This is a genomic window from Hungatella sp. SB206 (assembly GCF_051132295.1).
Classification (GTDB): Bacteria; Bacillota; Clostridia; order Lachnospirales; family Lachnospiraceae; genus Hungatella; species Hungatella effluvii.
This window is the reverse complement of sequence record NZ_CP096603.1, coordinates 7,319,269-7,335,681: the sequence shown is the minus strand read 5'-3', so window position 1 is coordinate 7,335,681 and position 16,413 is coordinate 7,319,269. Positions and strand designations below refer to the sequence as shown.

Here is a 16,413-nt window from a genome sequence, read left to right as displayed (position 1 = left end):
AGAAAGGCAGGTGAAGCCATATGATAGATCCTTTGCGGCAGCAGCAGCTCGACGAACTTGAAGAAGTACAGATATGCCACGATATTCTGACAAATTCCAGAAATGAACTGTATTTAAATTTTCGCTATCTGGACGTGGCCTTAAGCAGCCTTGGATTTCTGGCGGACCGCGCAGGGCGCGGAGTGGCAACGGATGGATTTCTCATCTATTACCAGCCGGAGCATTTGATGAGTATGTATAAACGGGGAAGGGTCTTGATTAACCGGGCCTTTCTTCACATGGTATTCCACTGCCTGCTGGGCCATATGGATACGCGGGGAAAACGGGCGGTCCCGTACTGGAATCTGGCCTGTGACATTGCCATAGAATCCATCATCGATGAATTTTATGTAAAGAACGTTTACCGCCATCAGTCGGTTTACCGGAGAGAAGTATACGCGAAGCTGAAGGAAAAGCTCCGGGTTCTGACGGCGGAGGGCATCTATAAGTCGCTTCAGGACATGGATTTAACCGAAGAGGAATACGAGCGCATGGCGGCAGAGTTTTACGTGGATAGCCATGACCATTGGGAGAGGGAAGAAGATCCCAGGATCCGCCAGGAGCGCCAGAATAAGTGGCAGAATAACAGAGAGAAGATGCAGACGGAGATGGAATCCTTCGGCGAGAAGGACGCGGAGGATTCCAGAAGCCTGTTGGAGGCTGTGCGGGTTGAAAACCGGGAGCGGTATGATTATAAGCAGTTTCTGCGCAGGTTTTCCGTACTTCGTGAGGAGAACGAGGTAGACCAGGATTCCTTCGACTACGTGTTTTATACGTATGGAATGGAGCTATACGGCAATATGCCGCTGATTGAACCGCTGGAATCGAAGGAGGTTCACCGCATTGAAGACTTTGTGATCGTGGTGGATACTTCGATGTCCTGCTCCGGGGAGCTGGTGCGGCGGTTCCTGGAGGAGACGTATTCCGTGCTCTGTGAATCCGAGAGCTATTTCCGGAAAATCAATATCCACATCATACAGTGCGATGAGATGATCCGGTCTGATGAGACGATTACCAGCCAGGACGAAATGAAGGCCTATATGGAGAACTTTACTATATCGGGACTGGGCGGAACTGATTTCCGGCCGGCCTTTGAATACGTGAATGGACTGATGAATCAGGGGAAATTTAAGAAACTCAAGGGGCTTTTATACTTTACCGACGGAAAGGGAATATACCCTGTCCGAATGCCCGCTTATGACACGGCTTTTGTCTTTGTGGAAGGGCAGTATGAAGATGTATCCGTCCCCGCGTGGGCGATGAAAATTATCCTGACAGAGGAGGAAATAAATCAATTATGAATATAAAACGAGCCAAGGAAGAGATAAAGGATACGATTGAGGCGTATCTGCTGAAGGACGAGTACGGCGCCTATGAAATCCCATCTGTCCGTCAGCGTCCGGTTCTGTTAATCGGACCGCCGGGTGTGGGCAAAACGCAGATTATGGAGCAGATCTCGCGGGAATGCGGAATTGGGCTGGTGGCCTATACCATTACCCATCACACCCGCCAGAGTGCGATTGGACTTCCGTTTATCGTTAAGAAAGAGTATGGCGGTAAGCCGTACAGTGTGACGGAGTACACCATGAGTGAGATTGTGGCATCCATTTACAATAAAATCGAACAGACCGGTCTTCCGGAGGGAATTCTGTTTATCGATGAGATTAACTGCGTTTCGGAGACGCTTGCGCCTGCCATGCTGCAGTTTTTACAGTGTAAGACATTTGGAAACCATCAGATTCCGGAAGGCTGGATCATTGCAGCGGCCGGTAATCCGCCCGAATACAACAAATCCGTAAGGGATTTTGACGTGGTGACCCTGGACCGGATTAAAATGATTCACGTGGAGCCGGACTACGAGGTTTGGAAGCAGTATGCGTATGAACAGTCGATCCATCCCGCCATAATCTCCTATCTGAACGCGAGGCCGGAATCATTTTGCAGGATTGAGACAACGGTGGATGGCCGTCTGTTTGCTACTCCGCGCGGCTGGGAAGATTTATCACGATTTATTGAAGTATATGAAAAACTTGGAAAAAAGGCGGATCGGGAGGTGATTGGACAGTATCTCCAGTACCCGAAGATAGCCAAGGATTTCTCCAATTACCTGGAACTCTATTATAAATATCAGGATGATTACCAGATCGATGAAATTTTAGCTGGCTCGATCCGGGAAAATCTCTGCAATAAGCTAAAACGTGCCCAGTTTGACGAGAAACTGAGCGTAATCGGCCTCCTGCTCTCGAAGCTGAACAGCGGATTTAAGCAGGTGGTAAAAGATGCGGAAAAGCTGGAAATTTTAATGGCGGAGTTAAAAAAGCTGCATGAAGGAAGTCTGGACGGAGATATGGAGGAACGACTCCTCGTGGTGCAAAAGGAATTTAAACAGGTCTGGGAAAAGAAGCGGGAAGCCGGACTTTTAAACCGTCAGAGCGATTACCTGCACCGGGATGTGGAACGGATTCTGGAGCAGTATGAAAAAGAGCTTCGTTTCGCGGGAGCACCGGATTCGGAGGCGGCGTGGGAGACGGTAAAATCTTACTTTGGCCGTGAGCGGGAGCAGTATGAAAAACGGTTCGACGAGAGCGGAGCCATGCTGGAACACGCCTTTGATTTTATGGAAATATCCTTTGGCGACAGCCAGGAGATAGCGGTGTTTATCACCGAACTGAATACGAATTACTACAGCATAAAATTCCTTCAGGAATATGAGTGTCAGAGATATTACCAGTATAACGAACGCCTTCTGTTTAACCGCCGAGAGGATGAAATAAAGGAACGGATTGACCATCTGGGAAAATGACAGATGGTGCGGATTGTCTGTTAATTTAGTACAAAGTGTATAAAAACCCAAAAACTTCCCCATAATAAAAAAAGAAAGCCACTTCAATGAGAAAGGAAATCTTTTTCTCCTCTGAGAGGCGGCAGTTATCGCACGCAGGCGGGGAAAAACAGCCGCCGGGTGCTCACAACAAGGAGGTAGTGCCATGGGTAACAAAGCATTGGACTATACAGCCCTTACCATCGCCATTATCGGCGCGGTAAACTGGGGTCTGGTAGGCTTCTTCAATTTTAATCTGGTGTCATTCCTTTTCGGCAGCATGTCCTGGATATCCAGAATCGTGTATGCGCTGGTCGGAATCTGCGGATTATACCTGCTCACCTTTTATGGTCGCTCAGAAGTAAGTACAGAAAGATAGTAACAGGAAAATGGCGGGAGAATCGCCCGGGCCTTTGAGGCTTCGGCGATTCTCCTGCTTTTTGTGCAGCAGAAACGTGCTCCTGTTACACAAAAAGCCCTCCGGGCAGGAGGCGCACTCCGCGCTATGGAAATATGGCCGCTGAAGCGACCACACCCCAGTACGGGAGTCCGGCGAGCCGGACTCTTTATACAGTAATAAGAGTTTTTGTCTAAAAAATATTTTGATAGTTAATTAACGATCAAAACACAATTTTGTCAGAAAATGTATATTATACACAAAAATAATTCGATTAGTTGTGAATAAAATATCTATTGTTGCCATTATTTTTCAAAGCTGTTATACTGGAGACAGAACAAAAGAGTGCGGCAGGGCCGCGAGGAATGCTCTGCATCAAATTTTTTATTAGAAAGGAGACGTTATATGGAAAATGCAGCAAGAGAGAGCTATAACCTGTACATCAACGGCCAATGGATCGACGCATCCGATGGCGGTACATTTAAATCTTACTGTCCGGCGAATGGGGAATATCTGTCCACATGCGCGGAAGCTACGAGAGAGGATGTAGATGCCGCGGTAGATGCCGCATGGGACGCGTGGGAGAGCTGGAAGAAGACGACGCCTGCAGAGAGGGCGGATGCACTGTTAAAGATTGCAGATGTGATTGATCAGAATAAGGAGAGACTGGCTCTTTTGGAGACGCTGGACAATGGAAAACCGATCAGAGAGACCATGACGATCGATATTCCGTATGCATCCGATCATTTCCGTTATTTTGCCGGAGCGGTGAGGACGGAAGAGGGAGAAGCGTCCATGCTGGATGAGAATACGCTGAGCCTGATCTTAAGGGAACCGATCGGTGTTGTGGGCCAGATCGTACCGTGGAATTTCCCATTTCTGATGGCGGCTTGGAAGCTTGCGCCAGTGCTGGCAGCAGGGTGCTGTACGGTATTTAAGCCTTCCAGCTATACTTCCTTAAGCGTGCTGGAGCTGGCGAAGCTGATCGACGGAATTCTGCCTCCTGGTGTCTTTAATATTGTGACAGGAAGAGGTTCAAAGTCGGGGCAGTATATGCTGGAGCATCCGGGTTTCCGGAAGCTGGCATTTACAGGATCATCCGAGGTGGGCTGCCAGGTAGGATGCGCGGCTTCGGAGAAACTGATACCGTCCACGCTGGAGCTGGGCGGCAAATCGGCAAATATTTTCTTCCCGGACTGCAAATGGGAAATGGCGATGGACGGACTGCAGCTGGGAATCCTGTTCAACCAGGGGCAGGTATGCTGTGCCGGATCCCGTGTATTTGTGCATGAAGACATTTATGACAGATTCGTGGAAGAGGCTGTGGCGAAGTTTAACAGCGTGAAGGTTGGCCTTCCGTGGGAGGCGGACACGATGATGGGATCTCAGATCTACGAGGCTCATTTGAATAAGATTCTGGACTACATAGAGATTGGAAAGAAGGAGGGAGCCAGGGTAGCCTGCGGCGGTGAACGAATCACGGATGGAGAACTGGCAAAGGGCTGCTTCTTAAAGCCGACGCTGCTTGTAGACGTGACAAATAATATGCGGGTGGCGCAGGAAGAGATCTTTGGACCGGTGGCGGTTGTGATGAAATTCAAGGATGAGGAAGATGTGATCCGTATGGCCAATGAGAGTGAGTACGGTCTGGGCGGCGCTGTGTGGACCCGGGATATCAACCGGGCTGTCCGTGTCTGCCGTGCAATCGAAACAGGCCGTATGTGGGTGAATACGTATAACGCGATTCCGGCCGGAGCGCCGTTTGGCGGCTACAAGAAGTCGGGGATCGGCCGCGAGACCCATAAGGTTATTCTGGAGCATTATACCCAGATGAAGAACATTATGATTAATCTGTCTGAAAATCCATCGGGATTCTATTGATTCGATGCATGAACTGCCGGACAGACTGCCGGATACAGGAATGGAGATGAGATTCCTTGTATCCAGCGTGTCTGTCCGGCAGTTTATTCTGTTTAGCCATTCCCTTCCAGTATTCCAACAATTCTCTTCATAGATTCCTGGTATTCCTGATCGGTTGAGTTATAGAATAAAAGAAGATCGTCGTCAGAACTGTCCGGCCGGTCAATGGCTGAAGGAATCGAAAAATCCACACCACTGATATATTTATCCCAGTTTTCCAGCTTCCATGTGTCCCGGCTGGAGTTTCGGTGTATCATGCGCTGATGGCAGATCTCGGGGGCCGTGACGACCCAGATAATCTCCAGGCGGGCGTTCTTCATTGCCAGCCGCTTCCGGAACTGATCCATATATTCCGGGTTCCGTATTTCGCGGGTAAACGGCGCGTTAATCAGGACAATATCGTCATAATCCAACGCCTCCATGGCAATATTAATGATAGCCTCATATTCATAATTGCGAATATTGGATTCAAAAAAGTCGGAACTCCGGTTGCGTTCCACACCTGCCACATCGAAAATGCGGTTAGACAGGACGATCAGGGTATCTTTGTCCAGATAGACGACGTGCTTCAGATTTTTTGCCAGTTGTTTCGAGATGTAGGTTTTCCCGCATGCCGGCGGTGAGGTTACCAGTATCATTTTTTTCAAGACAAATTCCTCCTCTTACGGCCTGTAAATGTCAGACTGTGATGATTTACGCCTATTATAAATGGTTTGTCTGTAAAAGTTCAAGGCGGTCTTCTGTAAAGATTAATAGCAGAATAGATAAAATATGGTATAATAAAATAAATTTACTTGAGAAGGAGATTCTTTATGTTTTTCGTCTTTGGAATCAGTCAGGGAAAGAAGGCGCTGGAATACGCGAAGACCGTTATCTGCGCTCAGTGCGGCGGTTATGGGAGATATCAGGTTTTTATGACCTACTCTTATTTCAGCCTCTTTTTCATTCCCATCATAAAATGGAACCGGCATTATTACGTTCAGATGTCATGCTGCAGTACCGTCTATGAACTGGATCAGGAGGTGGGAAGGCGTCTGGCGCATGGAGAACAGCCGGATATAACCGAAAAGGATTTAACGCTTGTGCAGACTGGGCGCAGAGTGTCCGGATGGAACCGGAAACGGTGTGAAAACTGCGGGTATGAGACCGAAGAGGACTTTGAATACTGCCCGAAATACGGAACGAAGCTTTAATAAGAGCCGGAGGAAAAATAAAGTGGAGTGCAAAACTGGTTCTTGGTGCTGCTGACTTATACATTGGGATTGACGCCCCTTGCTGGGGCGGCTTTATGCTTTGTTAAATGCAATATGAATATGTGCATCAAATTGTTAAGATTAGGAGTGAATTTATGACAGATAAAAAGATTGCAATTCAATTTACAGTAGTCACATTCATCATTGCTTATGCAACGGCAGGTGCGCTTATTTTTTTGGGGCAGTTTGGTTATAGAGTCTATAATTTTACAAATACATTTGGACAATTTGTTTCAAACATCCCTTTTGCCATATATATTTTGTCGCCGGGGATTGCATCTTACTTTGTACTAAAGAAAAACAAGCAAATCACCAGCCTCAGAGGATGGCTGAAAAACGTATTTTATGTAAAAAGCAATATTTATCCCTATTTATTTGTTATGTTCGGATTGGTGATATATTTTGGCATACACCTTGCTGTTTCGGGACACGCATTAACAGAATTTCCTCTGTATGTGTTTCTGCTATCTTTGCCTGGCAACCTTATTATCGGCGGTTTAGAGGAATCAGGATGGATGTATATATTACAACCAATACTTGATAAAAAGTACGGGTATCTTCTCTCATCTTTATTTACTGGAATAATTTGGATTTGTTGGCATATCCCTCTTTTTTATATTCCGGGAACGAATCATGGAGATGGGCTGATTAACTTCGGGATGTTTGCTGTTCAATGTTTGGCTTTCCGTTTTTTCTTTGGAGCAGTCTACAAAGTATCAGGCAAAAGCCGTATATTCATGTGTGTGTTGTTTCACACGATGTTTAATGCGGCATCTGCTGTTTTTGGAACGATAACGATGAACTGGACTGGCACAATCACTGCAAATACTGCGATTATTTTTGCCTCAATAGTAACTGTTCTAATGTATTATAAAAGACATCGGCAACGGGCGATTCAATAGTGGCAAGAAGGGGAGGAGTGTACACACTCGTACTCTTTTCACAATTTATATACAACTCAAATTGTGAAAATCGGCTTGTTGGAGGTGCCCCCAATCCTCGTATGAACGCCCCTTTTACGGGGCGGACGCTGGTCTAAGAGCGGTATTTAGACTGCCCAGATGGAGCGTATGCGTCTGTTTTAGAGGATAAGTACCACTACCTTGTAAAGCGCTATGGGAATAAAATTAGCGGATATGCAACAATCCAGGTTTCATGCATGTTTACGGGGGGCTTATAAAACAGGGCAAGAGCTTTTATGCTGTTATTTCGGCTTCAAGCAATAAAGATAAAAAGGGGCTTCCCGGCCAGCGGGAAGTCTTTTTTGTAATTGAAAAGCGTCTCTATCATACAAAAAGCTATCCGGACTTCCAATAGATTCCTCTATCTGATTTACTATTTTCAGTGGTATAATACGTTTGAATATTAAGAATATTTAAAAAGTTTCATGTAGTTGAAACTTTTTTGAATGCTGGCACGTCTAAAGGATAGATATAAGAAAAAAGACAAGAGGTAATCGAATGAAAAGAATACATATGAAAATTAAGGCGCTGATGCTGGCGCTTCTGGTGTTTTCAGGCACCCTCCCGGCTCCGGTGCAGGCGATAATTGCCCGGGCGGAAGAGCCTGTGAAAATAAGCTATCAGGCGTTTAATAACCCTACTGCATGGAGTGATAAGCAGGCAGACGATTCGCTGTATACAGCTCCGGAGGGAACCTACATGACCGGATTTCAGGCTGAATTACTGAATCAGCCGCAGAACATCGCCGGAGGTCTGGCGTATCAGGTGGAGGTGGGCGGCGCCGGTTGGACTGAATGGACGGCGGGAAGTGTCATGGCCGGCCGTACAGAGGGAGATGCTCCGGTTACTGCATTCCGGGCGAGGCTGACCGACGGACTGAGCAGTCTGTATGACGTCTGCTATACGGTCCAGCAGAATGGAGCGTGGACGCCCTGGGTGAGAAACGACGAGGGAACAGCCGGTCAGGAGGGAAGCGGACTTAAAATAACGGGAATACGCATGACGATTGTCACAAAGGGCGCGGCGATACCTGGAGAAAAAGCAGCCGTACAGGGCATTGACCCAAACCGCCCTATGATAGCGCTGACATTCGACGACGGCCCTCACGCACCTGTTACCAACCGGATTCTGGACAGCCTGGAAGCGAACGGAGGACGTGCCACCTTCTTCATGGTGGGAAATCGTGTAACAGGAAAGGCAAATAAGGCGGCGGTAGCGAGGATGGCCGCACTGGGATGTGAAGTAGCCAATCATACGTATGAGCATAAAGCAATCACAAAATTGGGAGCAGAGGGAATTAAGTCACAGCTGGCACGAGCCAATGACAGCATACGTCTGGCAGGCGGTGTATCCCCTGTACTCATGCGGCCGCCGGGCGGAGCGAAGAGCGACGCGGCCATGAAGACCGTCGGTTCCATGGGGATGTCTGCGGTGCTGTGGTCCATCGACACCCTGGACTGGAAGACGAAAAATAAGCAGAAGACCATTGATGCGGTCATCGGCCATGTAAAAGACGGAGATATCGTGCTGATGCACGATTTGTACGGAACAACCGCGGACGCCGCAGAGGTTATCATTCCAAAGCTGAAGGAAATGGGATTCCAGCTGGTGACAGTGAGCGAGCTGGCCAGCTACAGAGGCGGTATCCAGCCGGGAAAGGTGTACAGCAGATTCCGGCCATAATATCATTGTAGAATTGCCGGAAATACAGTATAATTAATACGCCCGGCTCATCTGCACCGATAACACACAGCGCCGGTAAATCCCCCGAAACTGTTCCGACACAGTTTTGGAATCAAGGAAAGACGGGTATCTGCTATGGCATTTAAAACGAAGAAAGATTTAATTAAATACTGTCTGACTTATCCGGATGTTTACGAGGACTATCCGTTTCACGATACGGAATGGGCTGTGATCCGGCACAGAAAGAATAAAAAGGTATTTGCATGGATCTATACGCGTGAGGAAAAGACCTGTGTGAATGTAAAATGTGATCCCGAATGGACTGAATTCTGGAGAAATGCATTTCCGGGCGTTCTGCCTGGTTACCATCTTAATAAGAAGTACTGGAATACGATTTTACTGGATGGTACGGTCCCGGATCCGGATATAAAAAGAATGATTGGCGAGAGCTTTGATCTGACAATGGAAAAGCGATGAGGCAGGCAGACCCGAGAACCGACCCGATGCAGGAATGGTATGCAGCAGGGACAGCCTTATTTTGGCTGATACTCATTGCGAAGCGGATAAGAAAGACTTCATAGCCCCTGTATTATGATTGGCTGGATGAACAGCTAGAACTGGATGCCGTGGTGTGATGGATGAAATCCTCCAGTTGGAGGTTAAGAGCAATGAAAAGGAGAAGGTTCTTGTAAACTTAAAACTGAAGCTGTGTAGGAGTTTTCAGGAAGGAAAAAGCCTCATAACCCATAGAAATACTATTGGATTATGAGGCTCTGCTTTTGTATTTGTTACCGGAAAGCAGAATATACTATTCCGAAGTTAAACATTTAAGATTAAATGTATCTGGAATGGTGTAAAATTCTGAATAGGAATTAGGATCAAATAGTAATTTGTTTATTTTATTGTCGAACAGATGAGCAAAATAAATCTGAGGAGTTTGATTAGCTGCTGAAAATGCAGCGTAAGAAACATCCTTTTTTTCGCATAGCCAATTCTGGTGGTCTACAATTTTCTTATTTTCTAATTTGTAAAGATGAATTAAATCTACGGAGTTTCTATATTGTTGATATATGCTGTATGTAAGCAAATACAGCTGGTTGTTAATTGTTTTGGATACAACATGTAATATTCGTTGGGATTCCAGATTTGCAAGCTTTATAATATTAGAGCTACATAAATCACCTATATAAATATTATTATTGATTAATAAAAATATTTCTTTTCCCAGCGAGTTTATAAAATATGAATTGAGCCGATTTCCATAGCCATCTGCGGATTCTTTGCTAATATCTATATGTTTATATATCTCAAGTCTTAATACTTGATTAAAACTTAAGGCAGAGACTTCAACTAATTCTATTATGTTCGGTTCCACATTATCACTGTAAGAGTTTAATCCTAAACATTCATACGCAGGTTCGGCCGTTGATAAACGGGTATTGACCATAAAAACATCATTTCCTGCAGGAATACATGTAATTGGCTGTTCTTCTTTATACAGTTCCCAGATTAATATATTTCTATCTACAAGTCCCATGCAATATAATATGCCATTTATGGATCGATAGATTAAGTAATCAGATATTGGTTTAAGAGATTTTATAATGTATATGGGCTCTCCATTGTTTAAATTAAGGTTCCAGAAGTATATCTGCCGAATTCCTGCTGCTGTTATAATCACTTGATTGTCAAATCTGTATATCTTTATATTGTTGACAGGTTCGAACAGACCACCTAAGGCTGCTATGGGTTCGCGTTTTTTGTTTTCGATATCCCATATGAGAATTTTGTTTGATTCACCATAAATACTTGCGGCAAGCAATTTTCCATAAGATGGACTTGGATATACATACGAATTTGAAAATTCAATATGATTGGTAGAAAAATTAATGATCTTATTATAAGATCGTAGTATCCGTTCAATCTGTTCGAATGTATAATAATCAAATAAATCACGGGCTTTAATTATCTCTTCTAATAAATCAGGATTACTCTTATATTTAAAATAAAATTTGAAAAAATTGTTTGCATATGGCAGGGCTTGTCCAGAGGATACCTGACAGGGGATTTTGATTCCAATATCACTTAAATATGTTAACTGTTCAGTGGTAAATGCTTTAATAAAAAGAAATATTTTGTATGAATTAGTAAATGCATCTTCGCTGTCCGTAAAAATACCCGGCTTTACATCATATCTAAGAGAATTTATTGTTGTAATAGCATTTTCAACAGATGGCTCGCTTATAAAATAGGAAGCCTTTAACTCATCTATAAGAGATTTTAAATTTTGTGCATTAGTAATAAAGTTATTTTTGTATTTTTGCATAAAATTTAAATTATTAGGTTTTCCTAATAACATATTAAGGATTTCCTCTTGATTTTCATCTGCGGACATACTAAGTAATAATTCGATGCTATCCTTGGATTCTGCTTTTAATTGATCTTTATACATGGCTTTTAACGTGGAGGCAATTTCTTGAGGTAAATCTTGTTGAAAACGATCTATTTCGACTCCGGAGTCCTCACTAATAAAAACGTTAATTTTATTTTGAGAAATAATGTCAGTTAATATTTTATTTTTTAATTTAAAATTTTGTATATATATTTTGTCAATACATGAAGCATAATTATTATAATCATTTTTGGTTAAAAGGGCAGTAACGGTTACTGCTGAATCTTTAATTGTTACCTTTGTCCTGGAATGTAAATACCAAAACACAGCATTTTCTGTTTTATATCCAAATGCGGCCATGGTTTCAATATGGATACGGGAAGCATCTATATCTAATTCATCACCAAATCTCAATAATGCAGCAACCAGTCTGGTTCGAATGGAGGTTAACCTTGATATTTCTGTACAATCGGATATTTGTAATTTCGAATGATATATGCATATTTTTATTAAATCATCCAGGTATGATGTATCAATCATATTAACAAACGGTGATAATATAGTATTATTCTTTTGTGAATATTCAATCCATGCACCAGTTAGTAAATGGTGATTACGCCGAATTTCATTTTGCTCTTCAGAGGAATATGTGTTTGCAGTGCCCTCTTGTAATTCAAAATTAAATGATGCAGAATAAGTATTTATTGCTAAATCTTTAATCTCCTTATATTTTTTAATATTACACTGCATACCAATATCATGTAGATATACCCCTAGTAATAAAAAATATAATTCAGTTTCTGTTAAAATTTGAGGATACGGCCGTATTATTTCATATAATTTCTGAATTATTCTTTGAGAATGTTCATATCCATGATCGGTGTATTCTCTAACGATTCTGACCTCAGAGGTCCAGATCTTTTTTACTATTTCACAAACGGTTTCCACTTCTAATTTGTGCCTTGGGGTGGTTATTAAATTAATTACATATTTTTCCTCTTTCGTTTGTTCTGACATAAAAATCTCCTTATATAATATTTGCCACATATTTTTTTGCTATGTTCTTTTCGCGAAATTATGTAATGGGTGCCATGCAAGTTACTGATAAGTTTGACCTTTTTAATAATCTATCATTATAAAGACTATCTATTTCTATTATACTATAGAGAAAACAAAGCGCAAATGGGAAATCAGCATTATTGTGTATTTTGATGGTTAATTATTTTATACTAATAAATAAAACTCTTGACTCTCACGCTGCGTCATACGTTATAGTAAAAAATGAAGGCGGTGATAACTATGAGACTGACAGTAAGCGAGACAGCAAAATTAACAAATATCAGTGTGCGCACACTCCATTACTATGATGAAATAGGGCTGCTCAAACCAACCGACACGACGGAGGCGGGGTACCGTTATTACGACGAGGAGGCGCTTACAGCGCTGCAGCAGATTTTGCTGTACCGGGAACTGGATTTTCCTCTGAAGGAAATCAAAGACATGTTGTCGAAGCCTGACTATGACCGCCAGGAAGCACTTGCGGCCCATAAGTCGCTGCTCTTGCTGAAGATCGAGCGGCTGCGCCGGCTGACCGGACTGGTGGACAGTATGATGAGAGGAGAAAACACCATGAGTTTTCAGGAATTTGATATGCACGAGATAGAAGAAGCAAAGAAAAAGTACGCGAAAGAAGCGAAGGAACACTGGGGTGACACGGAGGCGTACCGCGAAAGTGAAAAGAAGACTTCCGGCTACGGAGAGGAAAAGTGGAAGGCTTTAAACGAAGAAATGAGTGATATTTTCCGGGAATTTGCGGAGTGCGCCCAGGCTGGTGAGACGCCTGAGGGCAGCCGTGCGGCCGGATTAGTGGAGCGGTGGAGGAGCCATATCACCGAAAACTACTACGAATGCACCCTGGAAATCCTGGAGGGACTGGGAAAAATGTACGTGGGGGACGGACGTTTTAAAGAAAATATCGACCAGTTCGGCGAACACACAGCCGAATTTATGAGCCGGGCGATAGAAAGCTACTGCAAACGGTAAATAATGGAAAATGGGCTGAAAAGCGCCGCAAACGTGGTAAAAACACAAAAACACAGGAAAATAGCAAAAAAGTACACAAAAAACGCTGCGCCATAGCATCGGATAATAGTGCATAATGACATGAAATAAAGAACGCCTAAAAAAGTACAGTATGGTTACAAGAGTATATTTTCATAGTTTTCAGTTTAGAACCTCTTTTGTCAATTGTAATAAATTTTAAGAAATCGGGTGACTTTTAATTAAGAAAAAAATCACAGAAAGAACATTGACTTTAAACGTTTGGAGTGATAAACTGACTCTCGACTTGAGGGCATAGGACAACCGAAAGTCATGACACAATTCTAAGACATAACAAAAAGACACCTATGTAGTCGCAAGGAGGAGAACAATTATGAAACTGACAGCAAAGAAACTCGTACTTACAGGCATCGCGGTATTAACTATGGCATCAATCTCTGCATGTGGCAGCGGTACAACTGCTGAGACAACTGCAGCAACAGAAGCTGAAGTTACAACAGAAGCAACAACAGAAGCAGTTACAACAGAAGAAGCTGCAGATGAGACTACTGAAGGAGAATCTGCAGACGCAGAGTCTACAGAAGCAGTAGATTCTGAGGATGCTTCCGCAGAAGAGTCTTCTGAAGAAGTTGAAGCTGCATCTCTTGAAGACGCAGAAGCAGTAACAGAAGAAGCTACAACAGCAGCGAACTAATCAGAACTGACATAAGCTGTTACAGCAAAAAAGCAATTTATTTGGGCGGAGACGAGTGTCTCCGCCCTTTCTGATTATAAAAGAAGAAAAAAGTTGACAAACGCTTTCCGTTATAACAGAATAGGGATAACGGGAAAGGAGGCGTCACATGAAGATTACTTATATCCATCACAGCTCTTTTTTAGTGGAGCTGGAATCGGTTTATCTGCTGTTTGATTATACGGAGGGAACGATTCCCGGGATGAAGCGGGAAAAACCACTTCTGGTATTGGCAAGCCACAGGCATGGAGACCACTATTCGCCTGTGATTTTTGATTTGATAAAGGAACATGGAAACGTCAGGTTTGTCCTGTCCAACGATATCTGGAGGAAGCGCCTGCCGGAGGAGGTGCTGCCGCTTACGGATTCCCTAAAGCATGGGGAGACGGTGAAGTACAGGCTGGAGAACGGCATAATCCGGCAGCTCACGGGAGCTTCGGAGAATCAGATAGAAGATGGAGTTATATCTGACGCCTGTTTGACCATCCATACTTATAAATCGACGGATGAAGGTGTGGCGTTTCTGATTGAGGCGGAAGGCAAAACCATCTATCATGCGGGAGACTTAAATAACTGGAGATGGGAGGGCGAACCGGATAACTGGAACGACTCCATGGCTAAAAAATACAGTGCTCAGATTGATAAAATGGCCGGAATGCACCTGGATGTGGCTTTTTTGCCGCTGGATCCGAGGCAGGAGGACGATTTTTATCTGGGAATGGACGAATTCCTGCATAAAGTGGATGTGAAACATGTATTTCCCATGCATTGCTGGGGAGATTATTCTGTGATAGGGAAGATCCGGGCACTCAGCTGTTCGGCCGGTTACAGAGACAGGATTGAAGAGATTACTGGGGATGGGGAGGTCTTTACAGAGGAAGATGAACGTTTCGTGTGAGTTAAGCGGGGAGGAACAGCGGGAGATCCTGGACGCCGCCATGCAGGCGGGCCACATTCTGCTGGAAAATGGAGCCGAGATTTTTCGGGTGGAGGAGACGATCGACAGAATTTGCCACTATTACGGAATCGAGTCGGGGAACGCATTTGTGTTGAGCAATGGGATTTTTATTACCTCGGGAAATGAGAGGGAAGAGATCTTTGCAAAGGTCCAGCATATCCCGGTGAGCGGAGTCCATCTAAACCGGGTGGCCGCGGTGAACCAGCTGTCCAGGGAGATCGTGGAGGGGCGGTATACCATAGGCGAAGTGAGGGAACGGCTTGATGAGATCCGTGTCATGCCCGGAAAGACGAAGACCATGCAGATCCTGGCCTCCGGTGTGGGAAGCGCATGCTTCTGCATGCTGTTCGGGGGCAATTTCATGGACAGCGCGGCGGCTTTTGTGTCGGGCGTGCTCCTGTATTTTTACGTGCTGTATATCAGCGGCCCGCATTTATCGAAGATTGTGGGAAATATCGGAGGCGGTGCACTGGTGACCTTTCTCTGTTCCGTGATGTATCTGCTTTCCGTAGGGCAGCACTTGAATTTCATGATTATCGGTTCCATCATGCCTCTGGTGCCGGGAGTAGCGTTTACCAACGCCATACGGGATATCGCAGATGGGGACTACATCTCCGGATCCGTGCGGATGCTGGATGCTCTGCTGGTATTTTTCTGTATTGCCATGGGCGTTGGACTTGTGTTCAGCCTGTTCCGTGGGCTGACGGGAGGTGTGATGCTGTGACACTGCTTATTTCTGTGGCGGCTGCCGTCGGGGGGACGGTATCATTTTCCCTCCTGTTCGGGGTTCCCACAAAGTATTATCCATACTGTGGACTGATCGGCGGAGCCGGATGGGCCGTTTACTCCATTTTGATTCAGAGCAGCACCGCGCCGGGTGCTGCGCTCTTTGCCACGATCGTGGTGATTCTGCTGTCGCGGCTCTTTGCGGTCAGGGAACGGTGTCCGGTTACCATATTTCTGATTTCCGGCCTCTTTCCGCTGGTACCCGGCGCGGGGGTGTACTGGACCGCCTATTATATCGTGACAAATGAGCTGGACAAGGCGTCCCAGACCGGTTATATGGCCCTTAAGGTGGCGGTGGCTATCGTCCTGGGGATCGTGTTTGTGTTTGAACTGCCGCAGGGGATATTCAGGGTGTTTTCGAAGAAAGAAGAGAAACAGGGCAATCCGCGAAGCCGGTAACAGGCCCGG

16 protein-coding genes are annotated in these 16,413 nt (G+C 44.7%); 14 read left to right on the top strand and 2 right to left on the bottom strand.

Annotation, left to right across the window (positions count from 1 at the left end):
- Nucleotides 1-20 precede the first annotated feature (20 nt).
- From M1L66_RS32960 to M1L66_RS32945, 4 genes are all read left to right on the top strand, one after another.
- Nucleotides 21-1,340 carry a vWA domain-containing protein gene (locus M1L66_RS32960; RefSeq protein WP_434689936.1) on the top strand — a complete coding sequence of 440 codons (1,320 nt, stop codon included), beginning with the start codon at nt 21-23 and terminating at the stop codon, nt 1,338-1,340.
- Nucleotides 1,337-2,842 (top strand): AAA family ATPase, encoded by a 1,506-nt coding sequence (locus M1L66_RS32955; protein WP_434689933.1) that lies wholly within the window; start codon nt 1,337-1,339, stop codon nt 2,840-2,842. The genes M1L66_RS32960 and M1L66_RS32955 overlap by 4 nt, the downstream gene beginning before the upstream one ends.
- 184 nt (nt 2,843-3,026) lie before the next feature.
- Entirely contained in the window at nt 3,027-3,239 is a 213-nt protein-coding gene (locus M1L66_RS32950; RefSeq protein WP_002605301.1) for a DUF378 domain-containing protein, read from the top strand.
- Nucleotides 3,240-3,662: 423 nt separating this feature from the next.
- On the top strand, nt 3,663-5,138 hold the full coding sequence (locus M1L66_RS32945; RefSeq protein WP_434689930.1) for an aldehyde dehydrogenase family protein: 1,476 nt from the start codon (nt 3,663-3,665) through the stop codon (nt 5,136-5,138).
- Nucleotides 5,139-5,230: 92 nt separating this feature from the next.
- Here M1L66_RS32945 and M1L66_RS32940 read toward each other — a convergent pair whose 3' ends face one another.
- Entirely contained in the window at nt 5,231-5,815 is a 585-nt protein-coding gene (locus M1L66_RS32940; RefSeq protein WP_432764207.1) for an AAA family ATPase, read from the bottom strand.
- Between the two features lie 174 nt (nt 5,816-5,989).
- Between M1L66_RS32940 and M1L66_RS32935 the strand changes: the two genes are divergently transcribed.
- From M1L66_RS32935 to M1L66_RS32915, 5 genes are all read left to right on the top strand, one after another.
- Nucleotides 5,990-6,370 carry a zinc ribbon domain-containing protein gene (locus M1L66_RS32935; protein ID WP_434689928.1) on the top strand — a complete coding sequence of 127 codons (381 nt, stop codon included), beginning with the start codon at nt 5,990-5,992 and terminating at the stop codon, nt 6,368-6,370.
- 155 nt (nt 6,371-6,525) lie between these two features.
- Nucleotides 6,526-7,332 carry a CPBP family intramembrane glutamic endopeptidase gene (locus M1L66_RS32930; RefSeq protein WP_434689925.1) on the top strand — a complete coding sequence of 269 codons (807 nt, stop codon included), beginning with the start codon at nt 6,526-6,528 and terminating at the stop codon, nt 7,330-7,332.
- Between the two features lie 558 nt (nt 7,333-7,890).
- Nucleotides 7,891-9,075 carry a polysaccharide deacetylase family protein gene (locus M1L66_RS32925; protein WP_434689922.1) on the top strand — a complete coding sequence of 395 codons (1,185 nt, stop codon included), beginning with the start codon at nt 7,891-7,893 and terminating at the stop codon, nt 9,073-9,075.
- A gap of 135 nt (nt 9,076-9,210) precedes the next feature.
- A complete protein-coding gene (locus M1L66_RS32920) occupies nt 9,211-9,552 on the top strand; it encodes an MmcQ/YjbR family DNA-binding protein (RefSeq protein WP_002605293.1) in 342 nt (113 codons plus the stop codon).
- 154 nt (nt 9,553-9,706) lie between these two features.
- Nucleotides 9,707-9,844, top strand: a complete 138-nt coding sequence (locus M1L66_RS32915) for a hypothetical protein (protein ID WP_434689919.1) — start codon at nt 9,707-9,709, stop codon at nt 9,842-9,844.
- A 39-nt stretch (nt 9,845-9,883) separates the two neighbouring features.
- Here M1L66_RS32915 and M1L66_RS32910 read toward each other — a convergent pair whose 3' ends face one another.
- Nucleotides 9,884-12,484, bottom strand: coding sequence for an HD domain-containing protein (locus M1L66_RS32910; RefSeq protein WP_434689917.1), 2,601 nt, complete (start codon nt 12,482-12,484; stop codon nt 9,884-9,886).
- A gap of 282 nt (nt 12,485-12,766) precedes the next feature.
- Here M1L66_RS32910 and M1L66_RS32905 point away from each other — a divergent pair, with 282 nt between their 5' ends.
- The 5 genes from M1L66_RS32905 to M1L66_RS32885 all read left to right on the top strand — a co-directional run bounded on the left by M1L66_RS32905 (nt 12,767) and on the right by M1L66_RS32885 (nt 16,404).
- Nucleotides 12,767-13,510: a MerR family transcriptional regulator gene (locus M1L66_RS32905; protein WP_434689914.1), complete on the top strand. Its 744-nt coding sequence runs from the start codon at nt 12,767-12,769 to the stop codon at nt 13,508-13,510.
- Nucleotides 13,511-13,901: 391 nt separating this feature from the next.
- On the top strand, nt 13,902-14,222 hold the full coding sequence (locus tag M1L66_RS32900; protein WP_002605286.1) for a hypothetical protein: 321 nt from the start codon (nt 13,902-13,904) through the stop codon (nt 14,220-14,222).
- A gap of 148 nt (nt 14,223-14,370) precedes the next feature.
- Complete coding sequence (locus M1L66_RS32895; RefSeq protein WP_434689912.1) at nt 14,371-15,159, top strand: MBL fold metallo-hydrolase; 789 nt, start codon at nt 14,371-14,373, stop codon at nt 15,157-15,159.
- Nucleotides 15,143-15,943, top strand: coding sequence for a threonine/serine exporter family protein (locus tag M1L66_RS32890; protein ID WP_025529767.1), 801 nt, complete (start codon nt 15,143-15,145; stop codon nt 15,941-15,943). The genes M1L66_RS32895 and M1L66_RS32890 overlap by 17 nt, the downstream gene beginning before the upstream one ends.
- Before the next feature lie 2 nt (nt 15,944-15,945).
- Nucleotides 15,946-16,404, top strand: coding sequence for a threonine/serine exporter family protein (locus M1L66_RS32885; protein WP_110322863.1), 459 nt, complete (start codon nt 15,946-15,948; stop codon nt 16,402-16,404).
- Nucleotides 16,405-16,413: the final 9 nt, after the last annotated feature.

Bases quoted from the DNA above. Each gene is read 5' to 3' on its own strand.
- M1L66_RS32960 (WP_434689936.1), top strand. From the start codon at position 21: ATGATAGATCCTTTGCGGCAGCAGCAGCTCGACGAACTTGAAGAAGTA.
- M1L66_RS32955 (WP_434689933.1), top strand. From the start codon at position 1,337: ATGAATATAAAACGAGCCAAGGAAGAGATAAAGGATACGATTGAGGCG.
- M1L66_RS32950 (WP_002605301.1), top strand. From the start codon at position 3,027: ATGGGTAACAAAGCATTGGACTATACAGCCCTTACCATCGCCATTATC.
- M1L66_RS32945 (WP_434689930.1), top strand. From the start codon at position 3,663: ATGGAAAATGCAGCAAGAGAGAGCTATAACCTGTACATCAACGGCCAA.
- M1L66_RS32940 (WP_432764207.1), bottom strand. From the start codon at position 5,815: ATGATACTGGTAACCTCACCGCCGGCATGCGGGAAAACCTACATCTCG.
- M1L66_RS32935 (WP_434689928.1), top strand. From the start codon at position 5,990: ATGTTTTTCGTCTTTGGAATCAGTCAGGGAAAGAAGGCGCTGGAATAC.
- M1L66_RS32930 (WP_434689925.1), top strand. From the start codon at position 6,526: ATGACAGATAAAAAGATTGCAATTCAATTTACAGTAGTCACATTCATC.
- M1L66_RS32925 (WP_434689922.1), top strand. From the start codon at position 7,891: ATGAAAAGAATACATATGAAAATTAAGGCGCTGATGCTGGCGCTTCTG.
- M1L66_RS32920 (WP_002605293.1), top strand. From the start codon at position 9,211: ATGGCATTTAAAACGAAGAAAGATTTAATTAAATACTGTCTGACTTAT.
- M1L66_RS32910 (WP_434689917.1), bottom strand. From the start codon at position 12,484: ATGTCAGAACAAACGAAAGAGGAAAAATATGTAATTAATTTAATAACC.
- M1L66_RS32905 (WP_434689914.1), top strand. From the start codon at position 12,767: ATGAGACTGACAGTAAGCGAGACAGCAAAATTAACAAATATCAGTGTG.
- M1L66_RS32900 (WP_002605286.1), top strand. From the start codon at position 13,902: ATGAAACTGACAGCAAAGAAACTCGTACTTACAGGCATCGCGGTATTA.
- M1L66_RS32895 (WP_434689912.1), top strand. From the start codon at position 14,371: ATGAAGATTACTTATATCCATCACAGCTCTTTTTTAGTGGAGCTGGAA.
- M1L66_RS32890 (WP_025529767.1), top strand. From the start codon at position 15,143: ATGAACGTTTCGTGTGAGTTAAGCGGGGAGGAACAGCGGGAGATCCTG.